The organism is Acidobacteriaceae bacterium, assembly GCA_035944135.1.
Taxonomy (GTDB): domain Bacteria; phylum Acidobacteriota; class Terriglobia; order Terriglobales; family Acidobacteriaceae; genus Granulicella.
The window spans coordinates 90,669-110,171 of the sequence record DASZBM010000002.1 but is presented as its reverse complement, the minus strand read 5'-3'; the positions used below and the strand labels follow the sequence as shown (position 1 = coordinate 110,171).

The 19,503-nt window shown below is 61.9% G+C and carries 21 protein-coding genes; 14 read left to right on the top strand and 7 right to left on the bottom strand.

What is annotated here, in order from left to right:
• Window positions 1-376 precede the first annotated feature (376 nt).
• On the top strand, window positions 377-2,710 hold the full coding sequence (locus VGU25_03155) for a sodium-translocating pyrophosphatase (GenBank protein ID HEV2576189.1): 2,334 nt from the start codon (window positions 377-379) through the stop codon (window positions 2,708-2,710).
• A gap of 120 nt (window positions 2,711-2,830) precedes the next feature.
• On the opposite strand, the gene VGU25_03150 is transcribed toward VGU25_03155, so the two are convergent.
• A complete protein-coding gene (locus VGU25_03150) occupies window positions 2,831-3,181 on the bottom strand; it encodes a helix-hairpin-helix domain-containing protein (GenBank protein HEV2576188.1) in 351 nt (116 codons plus the stop codon).
• Between the two features lie 68 nt (window positions 3,182-3,249).
• A complete protein-coding gene (locus VGU25_03145; GenBank protein HEV2576187.1) occupies window positions 3,250-3,861 on the bottom strand; it encodes a hypothetical protein in 612 nt (203 codons plus the stop codon).
• 353 nt (window positions 3,862-4,214) lie between these two features.
• On the opposite strand from VGU25_03145, the gene VGU25_03140 reads away from it, so the two are divergent.
• Window positions 4,215-5,330: a sialidase family protein gene (locus tag VGU25_03140; protein HEV2576186.1), complete on the top strand. Its 1,116-nt coding sequence runs from the start codon at window positions 4,215-4,217 to the stop codon at window positions 5,328-5,330.
• The gene (locus VGU25_03135) at window positions 5,327-5,635 is read left to right on the top strand and encodes a MoaD/ThiS family protein (protein HEV2576185.1); all 309 of its coding nucleotides are present in this window, start codon (window positions 5,327-5,329) and stop codon (window positions 5,633-5,635) included. The genes VGU25_03140 and VGU25_03135 overlap by 4 nt, the downstream gene beginning before the upstream one ends.
• Window position 5,636: 1 nt before the next feature.
• Here the strand turns inward: VGU25_03135 and VGU25_03130 are convergent, their stop codons facing one another.
• Window positions 5,637-6,164, bottom strand: a complete 528-nt coding sequence (locus tag VGU25_03130) for a GNAT family N-acetyltransferase (protein HEV2576184.1) — start codon at window positions 6,162-6,164, stop codon at window positions 5,637-5,639.
• 50 nt (window positions 6,165-6,214) lie between these two features.
• Here VGU25_03130 and VGU25_03125 point away from each other — a divergent pair, with 50 nt between their 5' ends.
• From VGU25_03125 to VGU25_03110, 4 genes are read left to right on the top strand one after another with little or no spacing between them, the layout of a single operon-like run.
• Window positions 6,215-7,615 (top strand): DUF1015 domain-containing protein, encoded by a 1,401-nt coding sequence (locus VGU25_03125; GenBank protein ID HEV2576183.1) that lies wholly within the window; start codon window positions 6,215-6,217, stop codon window positions 7,613-7,615.
• A 46-nt stretch (window positions 7,616-7,661) separates the two neighbouring features.
• On the top strand, window positions 7,662-9,290 hold the full coding sequence (locus VGU25_03120) for a hypothetical protein (protein HEV2576182.1): 1,629 nt from the start codon (window positions 7,662-7,664) through the stop codon (window positions 9,288-9,290).
• Window positions 9,291-9,340: 50 nt separating this feature from the next.
• Window positions 9,341-9,718, top strand: a complete 378-nt coding sequence (locus VGU25_03115) for a VOC family protein (GenBank protein ID HEV2576181.1) — start codon at window positions 9,341-9,343, stop codon at window positions 9,716-9,718.
• A complete protein-coding gene (locus VGU25_03110) occupies window positions 9,697-10,341 on the top strand; it encodes a GNAT family protein (protein ID HEV2576180.1) in 645 nt (214 codons plus the stop codon). The genes VGU25_03115 and VGU25_03110 overlap by 22 nt, the downstream gene beginning before the upstream one ends.
• Here VGU25_03110 and VGU25_03105 read toward each other — a convergent pair.
• A complete protein-coding gene (locus tag VGU25_03105; protein HEV2576179.1) occupies window positions 10,338-11,144 on the bottom strand; it encodes a thiazole synthase in 807 nt (268 codons plus the stop codon). The genes VGU25_03110 and VGU25_03105 overlap by 4 nt on opposite strands.
• Before the next feature lie 385 nt (window positions 11,145-11,529).
• Window positions 11,530-11,790 (bottom strand): metal/formaldehyde-sensitive transcriptional repressor, encoded by a 261-nt coding sequence (locus VGU25_03100; protein ID HEV2576178.1) that lies wholly within the window; start codon window positions 11,788-11,790, stop codon window positions 11,530-11,532.
• Window positions 11,791-11,895: 105 nt separating this feature from the next.
• Between VGU25_03100 and VGU25_03095 the strand changes: the two genes are divergently transcribed.
• The 3 genes from VGU25_03095 to VGU25_03085 all read left to right on the top strand — a co-directional run bounded on the left by VGU25_03095 (window position 11,896) and on the right by VGU25_03085 (window position 14,385).
• On the top strand, window positions 11,896-12,141 hold the full coding sequence (locus VGU25_03095; GenBank protein ID HEV2576177.1) for a hypothetical protein: 246 nt from the start codon (window positions 11,896-11,898) through the stop codon (window positions 12,139-12,141).
• Window positions 12,142-12,159: 18 nt separating this feature from the next.
• The gene (locus tag VGU25_03090) at window positions 12,160-13,614 is read left to right on the top strand and encodes a carbohydrate porin (GenBank protein HEV2576176.1); all 1,455 of its coding nucleotides are present in this window, start codon (window positions 12,160-12,162) and stop codon (window positions 13,612-13,614) included.
• A gap of 81 nt (window positions 13,615-13,695) precedes the next feature.
• Entirely contained in the window at window positions 13,696-14,385 is a 690-nt protein-coding gene (locus VGU25_03085; protein ID HEV2576175.1) for a CADD family putative folate metabolism protein, read from the top strand.
• 74 nt (window positions 14,386-14,459) lie between these two features.
• Here the strand turns inward: VGU25_03085 and VGU25_03080 are convergent, their stop codons facing one another.
• Window positions 14,460-15,116, bottom strand: coding sequence for a hypothetical protein (locus VGU25_03080; GenBank protein ID HEV2576174.1), 657 nt, complete (start codon window positions 15,114-15,116; stop codon window positions 14,460-14,462).
• Window positions 15,117-15,360: 244 nt separating this feature from the next.
• Between VGU25_03080 and VGU25_03075 the strand changes: the two genes are divergently transcribed.
• On the top strand, window positions 15,361-16,269 hold the full coding sequence (locus tag VGU25_03075) for a prepilin peptidase (GenBank protein HEV2576173.1): 909 nt from the start codon (window positions 15,361-15,363) through the stop codon (window positions 16,267-16,269).
• 7 nt (window positions 16,270-16,276) lie between these two features.
• Here the strand turns inward: VGU25_03075 and VGU25_03070 are convergent, their stop codons facing one another.
• Window positions 16,277-17,020 (bottom strand): sulfite exporter TauE/SafE family protein, encoded by a 744-nt coding sequence (locus VGU25_03070; protein ID HEV2576172.1) that lies wholly within the window; start codon window positions 17,018-17,020, stop codon window positions 16,277-16,279.
• A gap of 126 nt (window positions 17,021-17,146) precedes the next feature.
• Here VGU25_03070 and ndhC point away from each other — a divergent pair, with 126 nt between their 5' ends.
• The 3 genes from ndhC (at window position 17,147) to nuoD (ending at window position 19,490) form a co-directional block, all read left to right on the top strand.
• Entirely contained in the window at window positions 17,147-17,554 is a 408-nt protein-coding gene (gene ndhC / locus VGU25_03065; protein HEV2576171.1) for an NADH-quinone oxidoreductase subunit A, read from the top strand.
• Between the two features lie 32 nt (window positions 17,555-17,586).
• The gene (locus tag VGU25_03060; GenBank protein ID HEV2576170.1) at window positions 17,587-18,120 is read left to right on the top strand and encodes an NADH-quinone oxidoreductase subunit C; all 534 of its coding nucleotides are present in this window, start codon (window positions 17,587-17,589) and stop codon (window positions 18,118-18,120) included.
• A 128-nt stretch (window positions 18,121-18,248) separates the two neighbouring features.
• On the top strand, window positions 18,249-19,490 hold the full coding sequence (gene nuoD / locus VGU25_03055) for an NADH dehydrogenase (quinone) subunit D (protein HEV2576169.1): 1,242 nt from the start codon (window positions 18,249-18,251) through the stop codon (window positions 19,488-19,490).
• Window positions 19,491-19,503 lie beyond the last annotated feature (13 nt).

The following is a 19,503-nucleotide window of genomic DNA, read 5'->3' as shown; positions in this document are numbered from 1 at the left end:
AGGAAAACAGAGCACAGCCACACTCTGCCGCTCCGCGCACCACCTTCCACCCGGCCCAACTGCAAGCACCGCATACGGCACCTCGCGCTCCGCACCCGTCGTCCCCAGATCGCTGCGCGGAGCCCTGCGCTATCACTATCGCACCGCCGCGCTTTCTTCGCCAATCTTTCCTCTGAAGCCCCCGTCATCCCTCCCGCTCGAAACCCCCATCCGAATACCGGTTCCTCAAGTTACTACTGTCAATTGACCCTCTCACACTTCAAATGCTCTAATTCGCCAGTCTCCCCTTCAAGGGGAGTCACTCCGGTACACCAGCGGTCATCCGGCACACAATCCATATATCCACCCTTGCACGACTTCAGGAGGACACCTGTTCATGCATCTCGGAGCACCCGCGGCCCTTATCGCCTTTCAGAACTATTCCCCAGCCGCCCCCACCGTTTCCTCTAATGACACCGTCTGGCTCTGGATCGCTATCGCCATCGGCGTCCTCGCTCTCATCGCTGCGGCCGTCATCGCGCGCTCCGTCCTCGCCGGCGACACCGGAACCGCCGACATGCAGGCCATCTCCAACGCCATCCGCGAGGGCGCCGAAGCCTTCCTCGCCCGCCAGTACCGCACCATCGGCATCATCGCCGTCGTCCTGGCCATCATCATCTTCTGCGGTTACTTCTTCTCGCCCCGCACGCACGACATCGCCATCCAGACCGTCGTCAGCTTCCTCGTCGGAGCCACCTGCTCCGGCATCGCCGGCTTCACCGGCATGTACGTCTCCATCCGCACCAACATTCGCGCCGCCTCCGCCGCCCGCTCCTCGCTGAACAAAGCCCTCCAGGCCGCACTCCGCGGAGGCGCAATCACCGGCCTCGTCGTCGTCGCCCTCGCCCTCCTGGGCGTCAGCATCCTCTTCCTCGCCTACGGCGGAACGACAAATCCCACCGGCGTCGTCTACCAACTGGTCGGCTTCGGCTTTGGTGCCTCGCTCGTCGCGCTCTTCGCGCAGCTCGGCGGCGGCATCTACACCAAGGCCGCGGACGTCGGCGCCGACCTCGTCGGCAAGGTCGAAGCCGGCATCCCCGAAGACGACCCACGCAACCCCGCCGTCATCGCCGACCTCGTCGGTGACAACGTCGGCGACTGCGCCGGCCGCGGTGCCGACATCTTCGAGTCCACCGCCGCAGAAACCGTCGGCGCCATGATCCTCGGCGCCGCGCTCTTCCCCGTCTTCGGCATCAAGGGCATCCTCTTCCCGCTCATCATCCACGCGATCAACCTCATCGCCTCCATCGTCGGCGTCGCGGTCGTCCGCTCCAGCGAAACCGAAGACCCGATGCGCGCGCTCAACCGCGGCTTCTATGTCACGGCCATCATCGCGCTCGGCGGTCTCGCCGTCGTCGTCTGGAAGATGCTCAATGGCCCCGGCGTCCAGCCCGGCTGGCTCTTCCTCTCCGGCGTCATCGGCCTCGTCACGGCATTTCTCTTCGTCTGGATCACGCAGTACTACACCGAGAGCCGCTACCGCCCCGTCCGGCTCATCGCCGAGTCTTCGCTCACCGGCCCGGCCACCAACATCATCTCCGGCCTGGCTGTAGGCATGGAGACGCCGGCGCTTCCCGTCATCGTCATCTCCATCGCGCTTCTCGCCAGCTACTACTGCGGCGTCCGCGCCCTGGCCAACGCCACCGACATCAACGGCAACATGCTCGTCATCTCCGACTACGCCAAGGGCATCTACGGCACCGCAATCGCCACGATGGGCATGCTGGCAACGGCAGCCTACATTCTCGCGATGGATACCTTTGGCCCCATCACCGACAACGCCGGCGGCATCATCGAGATGTCCCACCAGCCCGACGCCGTCCGCAACATAACCGACAAGCTCGACTCCGCCGGCAACACGACCAAGGCGCTCACCAAGGGCTACGCCATCGGCTCAGCCTCGCTCGCCGCCTTCCTTCTCTTCTCCGCCTACCTTGAAGAGGTCCGCACCATCGTCGCCGACAAGGTTGCGGCTGCCGGCCCCAACGGCTATATGCCGCACGGCTGGTCCTTCACCAACATTAATCTCGCCGAGATCCCCGTCTTCGTCGGCGCCCTCCTCGGCGCGATGCTCGTCTATCTCTTCTCGTCGCTGGCCATCAAGGCCGTCGGCCGCACGGCGCAAAAGGTCGTGCAGGACGTCCGCGATCAGTTCCGCGAGAACCCCGGCATCATGGAAGGCACAGCCAAGCCCAACTACGCCCGCTGCGTCTCCATCGTCACGGGAGCCGCGCTCAAGGAGATGGTTGTCCCTGGCGTGCTCGTCGTCGCCATGCCGGTCGCGGTTGGTCTCATCTTCCGCAACTTCTCGGCGAGCTACGGCACCAGCTCGGTCACGCTCGCTCCCGGCCAGATGTCCAACGTCCCGATGATCAACGGCCTTCCGGTCAACCTGGGCGGAGCCACCGCTGTCGCCGGGCTGTTGATGGTCGGCACCATCGCCGGCATCCTGCTCGCCATGCTGATGAACAACGGCGGCGGCGCCTGGGACAATGCCAAGAAGTTCATCGAATCCGGCCAGTACGGCGGCAAACGCTCCGAGGCCCACAAGGCCGCCGTCGTTGGCGACACCGTCGGCGATCCCTTCAAGGACACCGCCGGGCCCAGCCTGCACGTGCTGATTAAGCTCCTGGCGACGATCACGCTCGTGCTCGCCCCCCTGTTCCTCTAAAGCAACTCCGCAAAGAACGAAGGCCGCCTGAACAGGCGGCCTTCCGCTTTTACTCGCGACTCGAAACTCGCAACTCGAAACTGGTCGCGAACCCGCTTTTGCTTTTGCCTTTGTTGCTCTTCACCGCGCCTCTATCTTGTCGGCAATCTGGTTGTACTCGGCCTTGCTCACGATCCGGCGGTGGTAAAGGTCTGCTCCGTTCTGATACGGCCGGCCCGCAATAATCCGGTCCGCAATCTCCGGCGTGACTCCCGGCAGCCGCTCGAGGTCATCGCTGCTCGCCTTGTTGATATTCACCGGCCCCTTCTGCCGCAGGCCATCGAAGACTCCCTCCACCACAGCCTTCCCATCACGAACCGCACCGGCGGTCGCATGCGCGGTGTCATTCCGGATCGCGTCGGGGCTGCGTTGCTCTCGGGTACACCCCACCAACCCAGCCATCATGAGCGCAATGAAGACCGCCTTCCGCATCGTCCCTCCACAAGTGGATTGGATGCTTCAGGCCGGGTAGTACGGGCGCAAGGCGCAATCCTCAATCCTTAAAACCTCAGGTACGCCCCCACCATCGGCTCCGCCGTATTGAAAAACGCCTTGGTCGACGAAAACGCCGTCGACAACTGCGGCGCGCTGTACACATTCCCGCGATACTGCGCCCGAATCCCCACATGCGGCACCAGCCCGACATCCACACCGCCCCCATACACCAGCACACCCGCCGTATGGTTCTGCGTCCCGCTCGAGCTCTGCGCCGGTTGATGGAACAGCACCCCGCCGCCCGCCAGCAGGAACGGCCGCAGGTTCAGCACGTGCACTCCCACCTCCCAGGCCGCCGTCACCTCGTGCGCATTCGCCGGCACATGGACCGTCTCGGTCGTCGGCTGGTTGCCGCACGGCAGTCCACACGTGATCTGGCCCGCCGTATATTTCTGGTCCGCCCGATTCCAGGAATACGTGAGGGCATACCCGACCAGCGGATTCGACTGGTGATGCAGCTCCACCATCGCGCCGCCCTGGTTCGACGGGCTCTGCGTCACGCCATTCCCGGTCACCGATCCCGTGAACGCCCCGTACACGCTCGCTGCCAGATCCGTCTGTCCCTGCGCCACACCACCAACCAGCCCTAACAACGCCAACAAAGCCCAAGCCCTCACAGTTCCCCTCCTACTGACTGACCATTGTCCTAAGAACCCCAAGAGGCCTCCCACGTTGCGGACCCGCGCGCCATTAAGCGTGACCCGACGCAAACCGCTCATTTCCCATAACTTACAATTTGCTCCGACAACCCCCCGTGAGGATTACCTCTTTGCTTTGAAGACTTTGCACAAAACCGGCCTTCCAGGACGATAAAGTCCAGACCTAAAGTCTCTCGTTCGAAGACTTTGCGCAAAAAGTACGGGGGGAGGGGGGTACCCATCAAACCAAATTTCCCCTGAACTTCCACTGCTGCCGAGCGTATGCTTCTCGAGGCCCCAGACAGACCACCTCTCACACAGGAGACCGCTCGATGAGCTCCGTCCGCGTCCTCGCCGGAACCCGCAAAGGCGCCTTTATCCTCTCCTCCGACGGCAAGCGCAAGGACTGGAAGATCACCGGCCCTCACTTCACCGGCTGGGAGATCTACCACCTGAAGGGCTCGCCCGCCGACCCGAACCGCCTCTACGCCTCGCAGTGCTCCGGCTGGTTCGGCCAGCAGGTGCAGCGCTCCGACGACGGCGGCCAGACCTGGAACCCCGTCAGCGCCCAGTTCACCTACGACGGCGTCCCCGGCACCCACCAGTGGTACGACGGCACCCCCCACCCCTGGGAGTTCAAGCGCGTCTGGCACCTCGAGCCTTCGCTGACAGATCCCGATACGGTTTACGCCGGAGCGGAAGATGCAGCGCTCTTCAAATCTACGGACGGCGGGCAGAACTGGACGGAGCTCTCCGGCCTGCGCACGAACGCCACCGCCCCGGGGTGGCAGCCCGGTGCTGGCGGCATGTGCCTCCATACGATCATTCTTGATCCCACGAATCCCGATCGCATTGTCATCGCAATTTCTGCGGCGGGAGCGTTCAGAAGCGACGATGCAGGCAAGAGCTGGAAGCCAATCAATAAGGGGCTGTACTCGAAGTACATTCCGGATCCGACTGCCGAGGTTGGCCACTGCGTCCATCACATCGCGATGAATGCGAAAACGCCGAAGACGCTGTTCATGCAGAAGCACTGGGACGTGATGCGCTCGGATGATGCAGGTGATCAGTGGACCAAGATTTCCGGCAATCTTCCGACGGATTTCGGCTTCGTGATCGATGTGCACACGCATGAACCGGAGACGGTTTACGTTGTGCCCATCAAGTCCGACTCCGAGCACTTCCCTCTCGACGGCAAGCTGCAGGTCTTCCGCAGCAAGTCCGGCGGTAATGAATGGGAGCCGCTGACGAAGGGACTGCCGCAGCAGGATTGCTACGTGAATGTTCTGCGCGACGCAATGTCCGTCGATGCGCTGGATGACTGCGGCGTTTACTTTGGCACAACCGGCGGCCAGATCTACTGCTCGCCTGATGCCGGTGATTCATGGAACACGATCACCGAACACCTGCCACCGGTGCTTTCCATTGAGGTGCAAACGCTCCCATGAGTCGCATCCGCGTTGAACTACCCGTGCCGCTGCTGCGTCATGCGAAGATCACGAGCGGCCACGAGGTTACGCTTGAGATTGATGCGCCGGTGACGCTGCGGCGCGTGCTGGATGCGCTCGAAGGGACGCACCCAACGTTGTGCGGAACGATTCGCGATCAGACAACGAAAGAACGTCGGGCCTTCATTCGCTTCTTCGCGTGCAACGAGGATCTGTCTCACGAATCGGTGGATGCTCCACTGCCCGAGGAGATTGTCAGCGGACGCGAGCCACTGATTATTCTCGGCGCGATTGCAGGCGGCTGAATCAGACCTGCTTCTCCATGATGACGAACTGCAGATTGTCCTGGAGAGGCGTACCGAAGCGAGGATCGTCGGCCGGATATGGTTCTGTATCTCCCGTTGCACGATACCCTCGGCGCTCGTACCAGGCGATGAGCGTGTCACGCACGTGCAGCACACCGATTCGGATGCGCTTTGCGCCACGCGAACGCGCGTAATCTTCTACTGCATCGAGCAGCTTGCGCCCCAGCTGCTGATTCTGCAGCTCTGGCCGAATGGTCAGCAGACCGAGCGACCACACACCATCTTCTTCCGGGTTCAACCATGCGGTCCCGAGGAGCGGGCCATCAGCTTCTTCGCGATAGATCAGCAGCGCTCCGTCAGGTTTTGCGGCCAGTTCTTCGCGGAGCAGTGAATGGTCGAGCCGCTGTCCGCCGACGATTCCCTTTTCGATATTCCAGCTTGGAGTTGCGCCCTCGCGTCCGCGATAGGCGAGGTTCGCGAGATCGATGATCTCGTCGTAGTCTGCTGCGTCGGCCTTCCTCAAAACCATTCGCCCAGTGTATGCGGAATGAGTCCGCGAGCCTTGTCTACAATGGAGGGATGGCACGTTTGTTTCCGTTTCGCGCGCTTCGCTATGACCCAACCCGCGTCAACATGGCCGATGTGGTGACGCAGCCCTACGACAAGATCGATAAGCAGATGCAGGAGCGCTACTACAACCTGAGTCCGTACAACCTGGTTCGCGTTGTGCTTGGGAAACATCAGCCGGACGACAACGAGCAGCACAATGTGTACACCCGCGCGGCGGAGACGCTGGAGCAATGGCAGGATGAGGGCGTGCTGTGCAAGGAGACGGTGCCCGCCCTGTATGGGTACTCGCAGACCTACACGGTTCCGGGGACGGGTGGCGATACAGGCGTGAAGGCCGACATTCGCGAGCGCCGCGGATTTATTGCGCTCGGGCAGCTTCACGATTATGCCGACCACGTTGTTTACAGGCACGAGCAGACGTTCCCGAAGCACAAGTCGGACCGGCTCGCGCTGTTCAAGGCAACGCGCGCGTATTGCGAGCAGATTTACATGCTGTACTCCGATCCGACATTCACGGCGGAGAAGGTGATCTTCGACGTGCCTCCGCCAAACGTGGGCAACGCTGCCACGGTCTCACATGTTTCGCGCGTGCCGGATCTGGAAATCACGGACGAGTATCACGTGGTGCATCGAGTGTGGAAGCTCACGGACTGCAACCTGATCACCCGCGTGCTGGATGCGATGAAGGACAAGTGGCTGCTGATCGCGGATGGACATCACCGTTACGAAACCTCGGTGGGATACATGCATGAGCGCGCGGAGCAGTTGCACTGCGATGCGGACGCGGAGCCGAAGCTGACCGCCGACGGCCTGCCACAACCTGCGTTTCCCGAGCAAGCGATGATGATGACGTTCGTAAACATGGATGCGCCGGGCATCACGATTCTGCCGACGCATCGTGTGGTGTCTGGCCTCGCGGATTTTTCGATCAAAGATTTTGCGGAGAAGGCGAAGCAGTACTTCGACGTTCAGGAGTTGGAGGGGTCGCTGACGCCAGCGGAACTGCTGGCGAAGTTGAATGCGACGAATGGAGTGGCGTTCGTTGCGGCGGCGAGTGACGGCAACCTGCTATTGACGCCGAAGCCAGAGGCGATTGCGCCGGTGCTGAAGGGCTTGTCGCCGCGACAGCAGCAACTGGATGTGACGCAGTTGCACAAGGTAGTGCTGGAGCGGATTTTTGGACTGGATGAGGACACGATCCGCAAGGGCGAGGTGATTCGCTATTACCGTGAAGCGGATGAATCCGTGGAGCGCGTGAAGAACGGAAAAGCCGATGTGGCTTTCCTGATCAAGCCGGTGACGCTGGAGCAGATGAAGGACATTTCGCTGAACCTGGAAGTGATGCCGCAGAAGTCGACGGACTTTTATCCGAAGTTGCTGAGCGGGCTGGCGATGTACACGCTGGATTAGTCCGGACAACGTTCTGCAGTCCAACAACAGGAGAACAACTTCTTCAATGCCTGATGCGAGCAGCGCAGAGGCACCACGCGGCAGCCTGCGGCCGTACTGGATAGCAACAGCGACCTACCTGTTCATGCTGGGTGTGCTGTTGGTTCAGGTATGGCACATTGACCGGCTGCAGCAAATGTATGCGGTAGATGATGCGTACATTCACCTCGCGATTTCAAAGAACCTGCTGACGCATCATGTGTTTGGCGTGACGCCGTATGGATTTACGGGCGCGTCGTCCTCCGTGGTGTGGCCGTTTCTGCTGGCAGCGCTCGGAGCGATCGTTGGCCTGCACGTGTGGCTGCCGTTTGTGCTGAATGTTGTGCTGTCGCTGGTTCTGCTCTGGTTGGCGCATCGGTGGCTCTGGCTGATCGGAGTGAGGTCAGAGTGGATGCGGGCCGTCGCGCTGCTCTCAATTGCAGTGCTTACGCCTTTGAGCAGCCTCACGTCATTGGGCCTGGAGCATGTGCTCGAAAGCATCACGGCACTTGGCTTACTAGCTGCGGCGGCTGAGGTGCTGGATCGTCCGCGTGATGTGAAAAGCGTGGCGCCGCTGATTGTGTGGGCAGCGGTGGCGACTGCGTCGCGCTATGAGATTGCGTTTGAGGTTGCGTGCATCTGTGCGCTGCTTGTGTGGCAGAGGCGTGCGGGTCTGGCGACGGCTGTTGCGGGCGCGGGATTTCTTCCGATCCTGGCGTTCGGCATCTTCAGCATGAGCCATCCTGGGTCGCACTTCTTTCCGAACTCGTTGCTGTTGAAGACTGCACCGGCGTCGGCTGCGTTCTCGGACCGGATTGCTCCGGTGCTGCAGAACCTGAAGTATGCGGGAAAACATCTGCTGCCGGTCGGATGGGCAGTTGTTTTGGGACTGAGCATCGCGTCGATACGTGCGCGTGGAGCGATGCGCGGCGCCGCGGCTGCGGGGATCATCACCGTTGGATTGTCGGTGCTGCACACGCTGTTATCGCGCATGGGACAGCTTGGAAGATATGAGAGCTACCTTGTGGTGCTGACGATCTTCAGCCTGTTTGTGCTGCTGGAAGAGTGCCGGGGAATTCTGAGCGCTGTGCAGTCGAAGAAGATTGCCGGATGGCTGGTGGCTTGTGGGGTGCTCGCGCTGGTGCCGCGCGCGGCGGTGATCCTCGCGACCAATGCGGATGCGGTGCAGTCGATTTTTCTGCAGCAGTATCAGATGGCGCACTTCTTCGCGAAGAGCTATCCTGACGCGCCGATTGCGGTGAATGATGTGGGGGCAGTGAGCTATTTTCACGATGGGCAGATGCTGGATTTGTTCGGGCTCACCTCGAGCAAAGTACTGAACCTGAAGCTGGCGCATGCGTACGACACGGATGCGATGCGGCAGCTCGCGGCAGAGCAGGGCGTGAAAGTGGTGGCGGTTTACGTCGAGTGGTTCCAGGGAGCGGAGGCGCTTCCGCAGGAGTGGACGTATGCGGGAAGCCTAACGCCGAAGTGCCCGAGTCGTCATGCGACGGTTGGCGGGTTCACGATCGCGTTCTATGCTGTGCATCCGGAGGATGTGAACGAGTTGCGGGCGAAGCTGGCGGCGTACTCTTCCGTGCTGCCGCCGGGGACGAGGGTGGGCCAGGATCCGTGGACGCGAGCGTGCATGGCGTGACGTGCCGGTTTTGCGTGTCATCCGGCGGAGCTTGACGTAAGCTGTGACGAATGTCGAACTTCATTCAAACGACGCCATTCATGCACGTTCCGATTGGGGAGTTTGAGGCGGCGGTGCGGTTCTTTGAAGAGGTGCTCGGGTTTACGGCGCACACGCGAGTGAGCGACTACGCGTACATGCAGCGCGATGGTTGCGGGATTCGCATATGGGGACGCGAGGATGCGGCGGATGCACCGCGCGGCGTGCGGAATTTTCGGTACTACTTCGATGTCCGCGACGTGGACGCGCTATATGAGGAGTTGAAGGCGAAGCTGGACAAGCTGCCGAAGGGCGATGTGCACGGACCCGCGGACAAGCCGTATCACCAGCGCGAGTTGTTGATCGTTGCGCCTGACGGCGACCTGGTGTGCTTCGGACAGCGACTGTAATGGCGATGGAGCTTGTAACGCTCGAGGGTGAGCATGTGAGGCTGGAGCCGCTGGAGCGCGAGCATGCCGCGGCGCTGGTGGAGGCTTCGGCGGCGGATACGTCGATCTACAAGTGGAGTCTTGTTCCGGTGGGGCGCGACGCGGTCGAGAGGTATATCGAGACTGCGATCGCGTGGAGAGATGCGGGGACGGCGGTGCCGTTTGTGACTGTGCGGAAGGCTGATGGTGTCGTGATTGGGTCGACGCGGATTTATGGACTGGAGCGGTGGGCGTGGCCGGTGGGGTCGGCGCACCACGGCAAGCATGTGTACGACACAGGCGAGATCGGCTACACGTGGCTGACGGCTTCGGCGGTGCGGACGGCGGCGAATACCGAGGCGAAGCTGCTGATGCTGACACACGCGTTCGAGGTGTGGCGGATGAACTCGGTGAGCTTCTGCACGGATGAGCGGAATGAGCGCTCGGCGGCGGCGATCAAGCGGATTGGGGCGAAGCTCGAAGGCACGCTGCGGGCGCACAGGATGGCGGCGGATTTCGTGCCGAGGAATACGCTGCGGTTTTCGATTGTGGGGAGTGAGTGGCCTGAGGTGAAGCGGGCGCTGCAGGAGAAGCTTGCCCGCTAACGCGAGATGCCTTCGATGGGTGAGCTGGCGCTGGCGTAGAGCTTTTTGGGCATGCGGCCGGAGAGGAAGGCTTCGCGGCCGGCTTCGACGGCCTTCTTCATCGCGGAGGCCATGAGGATGGGGTTCTTTGCGCCGGCGATCGCGGTGTTGAGGAGGACGGCGTCGAAGCCGAGCTCCATGGCGAGGGCGGCGTCGGAGGCGGTGCCGAGGCCGGCGTCGACGACGAGTGGGACTTCGGTGATGAGCTCGCGCATCATGCGCAGGGTGTACTTGTTCGCGATGCCGAGCCCGGTGCCGATGGGCGCGCCGAGGGGCATGACGGCGGCGGCGCCAACGTCGATGAGGCGCTTGGCGAAGACGATGTCGTCGGTGGTGTAGGGCAGGACGGTGAAGCCTTCCTTGACGAGGACGCGCGTAGCTTCGACGGTGGCCTGGACGTCGGGGTAGAGGGTGGGCTGGTCGCCGATGACCTCGATCTTGACCCAGTCGGAGAGGCCGACCTCGCGGGCGAGGCGGGCGGCGCGGATGGCTTCCTCGGCGGTGTAGCAGCCGGCGGTGTTGGGCATGAGGAAGAAGCGCGTGGGGTCGATGAAGTCGAGGAGGGATTCCTTGGAGCGGTCGAGGTTGACGCGGCGGACGGCAACGGTGACCATCTCGGCGCCGGAGGCCTCGATGGCGGCGGCAGTCTCGGGACCGTCCTTGTACTTGCCGGTGCCGACGATGAGGCGGGAGCGGAAGCGGCGGCCGGCGATGATGAGGTCGTCGGTGGTGGTGGCGGGTTGGTCGACGACGGCTGTGCTCATAAGAAGATTTTAGAGGCTAGAGGCTACATGTTCAGAAGGCCGACGGTTATTCCCCCGCCCATGCGGGATGAAGCGGCGCATGGATGGGCACCCAGGTTGTGCAGAGAGGCGAGAGACACAAAGGGCTCGCCGTGTCGGCGAGCCCTTTTGCGGTGAACTGTGGAGATTGACCTGAGGCATCCGTGCTGGATGGGCCTCGGCAGGAGATTCTGAAGATTGCCAGAACTGCCAGGTCTAGAGCGCGGATGCTCTAAGCCTCAGTCACCTCACGTGTTGTGTTGCAACTGGTACTGTCAGATTTCATAGGCTGGATCATCCTCCTTTCCCGTGTATCGACAGCTTATTCGATGGCCAATCGCGAGTCAAAGGGGATGAGCGTGGCGGATCACTTGAGGTACGCGCGGACGAGGTCGATGAGCTCTTCGCCGAGTTCTGGCGTCATGGGGCGGGCGCCGATGTGCAGGCGGATGTGGTCCTCGAGAATCTCGGCCATCAGGCCATTGATGCCGCCTTTGACGGCGGCGAGAAGCATCAGAACGTCCGTGCAGTCGCGGTTTTCGATGAGGCTGCGCTCGACGGTCTCCATCTGGCCGTGAATGCGCTTGGCGCGGTTGATGAGCTTCGTGCGTTCGCGGTCGATCTCCACAGAGCCTCCCGGGGGAGAATTTTACGTCTTTTATATACCCTACCGGGGTATACTACATCTAAAGGAACGTGGCGCCGAATGCGGCGCAGAAAGGAGGAGACTCCCATGAAGAACCTGACCAATCGCTGGGTACGCCCAGCAGAGAACCTGCCGATGCTGCCGCGGTTTAGCCGCATGCACCTGACTCGCACCTTCGTTGAGACTGGGGACGAGCGCTGCCCGATCGCGGGCATCTGGTCGCGCCTGGAGAACGATGCGACCGCTGATGACGGTGAATTAACGCGGCCCGCCGTGTGGAGGCTCTCCCCATGGCGGGCCTTTTTATTCGGGCCTTATCTGCCCGTCTTCTAATAACCCTTTCGAATTCCGATGATTCTGCGCGTGGCCCACAAACTGACGCTAAGCCTCTGCATGTTTGCGGTAGTCATGGCGCACGCGCAACAGGACCCGGCAGGCCAGCCGGATGCCGACGGCGGGAATCCGCCCCACGCCGCGAACAGGCCGGCTCATGTGACGATGTTTCCGCATTCGGACGATCAGCGGTGGCTGGTTTCCGGGCAGGCGAACATCATCTTTCAGGCACATCCGGGCTTTCACTCACCGTACTCAGGGACGAATTCCATGCTGGCGCGCGGGGAGTACAAGACCTCGCTTGTCGGGACGCTGTTTACAGGACTGGAACTACACGGAAACGCCCGCTACAACACGGACGCGATTTTCGATCTGGAGTCGACGGGCGGGCGCGGGATCTCCGAGGCGCTGGGGCTGGCGGGCTTCACAAACCTGGACGTGGTGCGGAATCCGAACCTGGGCCCGAAGCCGTATGTGGCCCGCGCGGAGATTCACCAGACGATCGGGTTGACCTCAAAGATGGTGGAGGCGCAGCGGACGCAGTTTTCGCTGGCGACGAAGGTTCCGGATCGGCGGTTTGAGTTGCGGGTAGGCAAGCTGAGCCTGCCGGACATCTTCGACCAGAACACGCCGGGATCGGACTCGCACCTGCAGTTTCTGAACTGGACGGTCGACAATAACGGAGCCTATGACTACGCGGCGGACACGCGCGGCTATACGTATGCGGCCGTGCTGGAGTATGACGACGGACCGTGGGCTGTGCGGTATGGAATGGCCCTGATGCCGACGGTGGCGAATGGGATCGATCTGCAGTCGAGTTTGCGGAAGGCTCGTGGCGACAACTATGAGATCGACTACGGACGAGGGCCATTAGCGCGGTGGCTCGACCCAAAGCGCCAAGGCGCCGTGCGGCTGGTGGGATATGTGAACCACGCGAATATGGGTGACTATCGCCAGCAGAACATCAAGGCACTGCAAGAGCGGGCGAGCGGGAATGCCGCTGCAACGCCGGTGATTACGGATCATCCGTTCGGCACGACGGTGAAGTACGGCGTGGGGCTGAACTTCGAGCAGGAACTGCCGAAAGACCTGCGGGTGTTTGGGCGGTTCGGGTGGAACGAGGGCCAGCACGAGAGCTACGCGTACACGGAGGTGGACCAGACGTTCGAGGTCGGCGGGGACCTGGCGGGCAATAGGTGGTCGCGGCCGAATGACAGAGTCGGCGTGGTGGTGGTGAGCAACGCGATCAAGCGTGACCACCAGGCGTATCTGGGGCTGGGCGGACTGGGGTTTCTGCTTGGCGATGGGCGGCTGAACTACGCGCGCGAGGACATCCTGGAGAGCTACTACACGGCGCACAACTGGCGCGGGCTGTTCAGCTCGTTCGATTTTCAGTTCATCGAGCATCCCGGGTACAACCAGGACCGCGGGCCGGTGGGTGTGTTCAGCGTGCGGACGCATGTGGATTTCTAATGGCCCGATCAGCGCCGACGCACAGGCCGGCGAGGTAAACTCCTGAGCAGGCTCGCATCCCTAATCTTGAGAGAGACCCCTATGAGCACAAGTTTCTGGACCGCCCTTGAATCGCGCATCGCGCCCTATAACCTGCTGACGCACCCGTTCTATCAGGCGTGGTCGCGCGGAGAGCTGACACGCGACGATCTACGCGCGTACGCGGCTGAGTATTGGCATCACGTTTCGGCCTTTCCGACGTATCTCAGCGCGCTGCACAGCCGGCTGCCGGATTCGGAGCTGCGCCGTGAGGTGTTGCGAAATCTCGCCGAAGAGGAAGGCACAGACAGCCCGACGGCGCGGCCGCACTCGGATCTGTGGATGGACTTTGCGACGGGCATGGGCGCGACGAGGGCAGAGGTGAGAAACCACACCGTGCAGCCCGAGATGGCGGCGCTGCTGACGACGTTTCGGGCGGCGATGCAGGAGCCCAAGGCTGCAGCTGCGATGGCCGCGCTGTACGCGTATGAGTCCAAGGTGCCGCAGATTGCAGCCACCAAGGCTGAGGGATTGGCCAATCATTATTCGGCAGACGCGACTACGGCGAAGTACTTCACGCTGCACCAGACGGCAGATGTGGCCCATGCCGCCGTGTGGCGCGATCTGATCGATAAGGAACTCGCCAGTGATCCGACCGCCGGCGACGCCGCGCTGGACTCTGCCGAGCGCGCCGCCCAGGCACTGTGGATTGCGCTGGATGGCGTGGAGCGCGAGCGGCAGTCGCGAAGATAGGTCGGACATTCTTCCAAAAGCAGGACGGCTACCCCGAGGGGTAGCCGTTGCAACTTCAGGTTGATTCAGGTGATTTAGCGTCGTCCGCCGCCGTGGCCGCCGCCACCGCTGAAGTGACCGCCACCGCCACCGCCGTGGAATCCGCCACCACCGCCGCCGGAGAAGTGCGCTCCGCCGCCACCGGAGAAGCCACGTGCTCCGCCACCGGCGAAAGCATGGCCGCCGCCGACATAGCCGCGAGCTCCGCCAGCGTAGCCGCCACGATAGCCGGCGCCCACGCCACCGCGGTAGCCTACGCCGCCGCGATAGCCTACACCGCCGCGGAAGCCGTAGCCGGGATGCGGGCCGTAGCCGTAGCCGCCGCGACCCCATGACCAGCCGCCGTGACCCCAACCCCAACCGCGATAGCCCCAGCCATACCAGGGTCCGACGCCGATGAAAAGGCCGTCATAGAACCAGTTCGGGCCGTAAAAACCGTAGGGCGCGCAGGCGTAAGGAGCGTAGTTGTAGTAGCCATACGGGCAGTTAGGCGGATAGCCATAGGCCATATCGACCGGCGGCGCTTCGTAGGCCGGAGCGGGAGCTTCATAGGCCGGAGCGGGATAGGCCTGAGCAGGATAAGCTGGGACGCCTACTCCAACACCCACTCCAATCTGCGCGTGTGACTGTGACGCCGGCATCAAGACAACGCCGAGAACTGCCAGCAACGCTAAATATTTGATAAATCGCATTTTCAAGTCTCCTGGGGCCCGAACTCTCGCCGGATTCGAGATCCTCTATCCGGCACCCAATGTTAGGAACCCAGGGGCCTCCGGAATGTTGCTCTGGCTGTTGATTTCCTGGTCCACTCCTCGTTGGCGAATTGAGGGATTGTTTGCTTTTTTTCTCCAGAGTGGGCAACTCGGCGTGCGCAGCGGGGTGAGCGGGACTGAGGACGCTCTGGCAGTGCGACCTATACTGAGAAGAATGCTGATAATGCTCGCTTTTGAGCTCCCTGCGTTTCTTCTTGGCCTGCTTTTCGGCAGCTTTTTGAACGTCTGCATTTCGCGGTTGCCGGAACACCGGAGCGTGGCGAAGCCGCGGTCGCACTGCCCGAAGTGCCTGGCGCCGATCCTGTGGTACGACAATGTTCCGCTGCTGAGCTGGGTGCTGCTGGCGGCGAAGTGCAGGAATTGCAAGGCGGCGATTCCGTGGCGGTATCCGGCGGTGGAGTTGGCGACAGGGTTGTGGTTTGCGCTGGCGTCGCGGATTGGGTATGTCGAGGCGGTCGGCGGAGCAGCGTCCACAAATATCTACCTGACGCTCGTGGAATTTGTGATTCTGGGGTTTCTGCTCATCGGGCTGCTGGTCATGGACTGGCAGACGCACACGCTTCCGGATGCGTTCACGCTGACGGGGACGGCGATCGGTTTTTTTCTCGTCTGCGTGCAGGCAATCTTCCTGCCGCGCGGGGCTTATGACATTCACCTGAATTCGCAACATAGTCTGCGACTGTCGAGTCCAGGATCGTTCGCCAGCCAGGGCGATGTGTTCATGACGGGGCCGGAGCATCTTGTGTGGGGGCGCGTGCTGGCGATGTGCATGGCGGCGGCGATTCCGTGGCTGATTCGGGCGCTCTATAAGGCGATCCGAAAGCAGGAGGGGCTGGGGTTCGGCGACGTGAAGCTGATGGCGATGATTGCGGCGTTTCTGGGGTTTGCGTCCGCGATGGTGGCGTTCTTCGTGGGCGTGATTCTGGGTGCGGCCTATGGCATTGTGCTGCTCGCACGGCGGCGGGCGACTACAGCGAGCCAGATTCCACTCGGGACATTCCTTTGTATTGGCGGCCTGGTCGCGGCGCTGCTCGGTGGGCCGATGGTGGAGTGGTACCGGGGTTTCTTCTAGGCAGCGGCTAGACGTGGTGTCCGACGGCTTGCACCAGAAGGACGATACCGATGCAGATAAGGCCGATGTAGACGTAGCGCAGGAACGCGTCTCCTCGCAGGCGGCGATTGATGAGGCCACCAAGGAACGTGGCGGGAATCGCTGCAATGAGCGAGACGAGAAAGTAGTGCGTGACCGGCTTTGTCCAGAGACCGGAGAGCGCGTAGCCGGCGATAGCGATTGCACTTGCGGGCAGAAAGTAGGCTTGCAGGGTCGCGCGAAAGTGCTGCGGCGACCAGCGGCGCATCGCTCCGTAGATGACGAGCGGAGGGCCGTTCATCCCGTAGGCTCCGCCGAGAACGCCGGCGAGGAATCCGCAGCCCAGGAGCCACGGCCGGCTGTCGTGCTCCAGACGCAGCGAGCGGCGGCCGAGCAGAGAGTAGCCGGAAAAGAGCAGGATTACGGCAGCGAGCGCGGCCTTGAGGAGATCCTGGTGGGCGAACCTCAAGAGCCAGATTCCGGCAGGAATTCCGGCGAGCGTGGAGACGAGAAGCCAGGCTGTACTGCCGAGATGAATTTTGCGCCAATCCTGAACGAGCACGACGGCCGCGATCGCGACGGAGAGTAGAACGGCGAGCGGAACCGCAATCTGGATGGGCAGAATGAGCGCCAGCAAAGGGACGGCGATGAGGGCCTCGCCGAAGCCGAAGACGGAGCGGACCAGCGAGGCGATGAAAACCACCAAAAGAATTTCAAGCGTGAGGAGATGCACTGATGCCTCTTAGTGTCCACGCGCAGGCGTCTCTTGTCTTGTAAGCAGCAGTTTCTTGGATTTGCTTAGGAAGCAACCGGCTCGCCTTGACCCTTGACGACCTCACTCCTACACTCAAAGATGGCCATGCAGAGCAATCCATACATCTGGCAATATGTTCCGCTCGCTATTCAGATTCTGTTGGCGATCGGGTTGGCGTGTTTCATGGTGGGCGCGTCGTATTTTCTGGGCAAGCATCGGCGTTCGCGGACGAAGCTGGGCGCCTATGAATGCGGCATGGACCCGGTGGGCGATGCCCGCGGGCGCTTCTCCGTGCGCTTTTACATGGTGGCGATGCTGTTCATCCTGTTCGACGTTGAAGCGGTTTTCATGCTGCCCTGGGCGGTCATTTACCGGAAGCTGCCGGGCATCACCGGATCACGGCTGTTCGGGTTCTGGGAGATGCTTGTGTATCTCGGCTTTGTGGCCGTTGGGCTCTTCTATGTGTGGAAAAAGGGCGTCCTGAACTGGTCGAACGATCGCGCCGACCTGTAACTGTTTAGCTTTCGAGGAGTGGTTGTAAAGCGATGTCTGAACCAAAAGGTCCTGAGCCAAAAGATCCAATGGAAACTCCCGCCACTCCCGAGGCCGTCTTCGGCAAGGAAGCCGTCGCTGCAGCGCTCGCCGACCATGCCGCGGTTCAGGGACTTCACCAGTTCATCACCGACGCCAAGTGGGACCGCGGCGAGTTGACCCTCACGGTCGCGCCGGAAACCATCGTGCGGGCGTGCGAAGCTGCGAAGGCTGCGGGCTACAACTTTTTCGAGGATCTAACCGGCGTTGACTGGTATCCGACCGAGCCGAGGTTTCAGCTCAGCTATTCCCTGCTCTCACATAAGCTGAAACAGCGCATCCGCATCGTGGCGCGGCTGGAGGGTGATTCACCGACGATTGATTCGATCACCGGCGTGTGGCCGGCGGCGAACTTCTATGAGCGCGAGGTCTTCGACCTGTTTGGCGTGACCTTCGCCGGACACCCGCGGCTGACGCGCATCATGATGCCCGACAACTGGAACGGACACCCGCTCCGCAAGGATTACCCGGTGGAGGGGTATCGCTAATGCCGACCGAAGCTCCTGAGAAGCCCACCACGACTCCGGATCCCGATGCGCCGCGCTCTCCGTTTGCCGGCCGCGTGAATACGCAGCAGACCGGCGCCACGCTGACCGGCCTGCGCAATGCGGAAGACATGATCATCCCCGGCGTTGAGGACGTCGTCGAGGAGTCGGTGACGCACCATCATCCGCGTGGCTCGGACCCGGTCTCCGACCAGACGATGATCCTCAACATGGGGCCGCAGCATCCGTCGACGCACGGCGTGCTGCGCCTGGTGATTGAGGTCGACGGCGAGACCGTCATCTCGATGGCGCCGGACATCGGTTATCTGCATACGGGGATTGAGAAGACCTGCGAGGCAAAGTTTTACGCGCAGGTCACGCCCCTCACCGACCGCATCGACTATCTCGCGCCGATGACGAACAACACCGCGTATGCGCTGGCGGTCGAGAAGCTGCTTGAGCTCGAGATTCCGCCGCGTGCGCAGTGGCTGCGCGTGCTGTTCAACGAGTTGATGCGCATCAACTCGCACCTGGTGTGGCTGGGCACGCACGCGATGGACATCGGTGCGCTCACGGTCTTCCTATACTGCTTCCGCGAGCGCGAATGGCTCATGCGCTTTTTCGAGGCCGTCAGCGGCCAGCGCATGATGACGAGTTACATCCGCATCGGCGGTGTGTCGATGGAACCGCCGCTGGGACTGTTCGATCAGATTCGCAAGTTCCTCAAAACCTTTCCGGACAAGATCGCGGAGTACGAAGGTTTGCTGAATGGCAATCCGATCTGGCTCGGCCGCCTGAAGGGCGTCGGCTACATCTCGCAGGAGGACGCGATTGCGCTGGGCGTGAGTGGACCCCCGCTGCGCGCGTCTGGCGTTGATTTCGATCTGCGCCGCGACATGCCGTACTCCAGCTACGAGAAGTTTCAGTTCAAGGTCCCGGTCTCGAATGACGGCGACGTTTGGGCGCGGTACATCGTGCGCATGGAAGAGATGCGGGAGTCGACGAAGATCTGCCTGCAGGCGCTGGACGGCATGCCCGAAGGCCGCTACGTTGCTGACGCGCCGAAGATCATCCTGCCGGATCGCGAGCAGATGAAGACCCAGATGGAGTCGCTGATCCATCACTTCAAGATCGTCACCGAAGGCTTCCAGGTTCCGGCGGGCGAGGCGACAAGCTCGGTCGAAGCGCCGCACGGCATGATGAACTACTACGTGGTCTCAGACGGCACGGCGAAGCCTTACCGCGTGCACATGCGCAACGCGGACTTCGCGAACCTGCAGGCTTTGGAAGTGATGTGCAAGGGTCGACTCATCGCGGATGTGGTTGCAGTGATCGGGTCACTCGATATTGTGCTGGGGGCGATCGATCGATAGGTCGATGAATTGC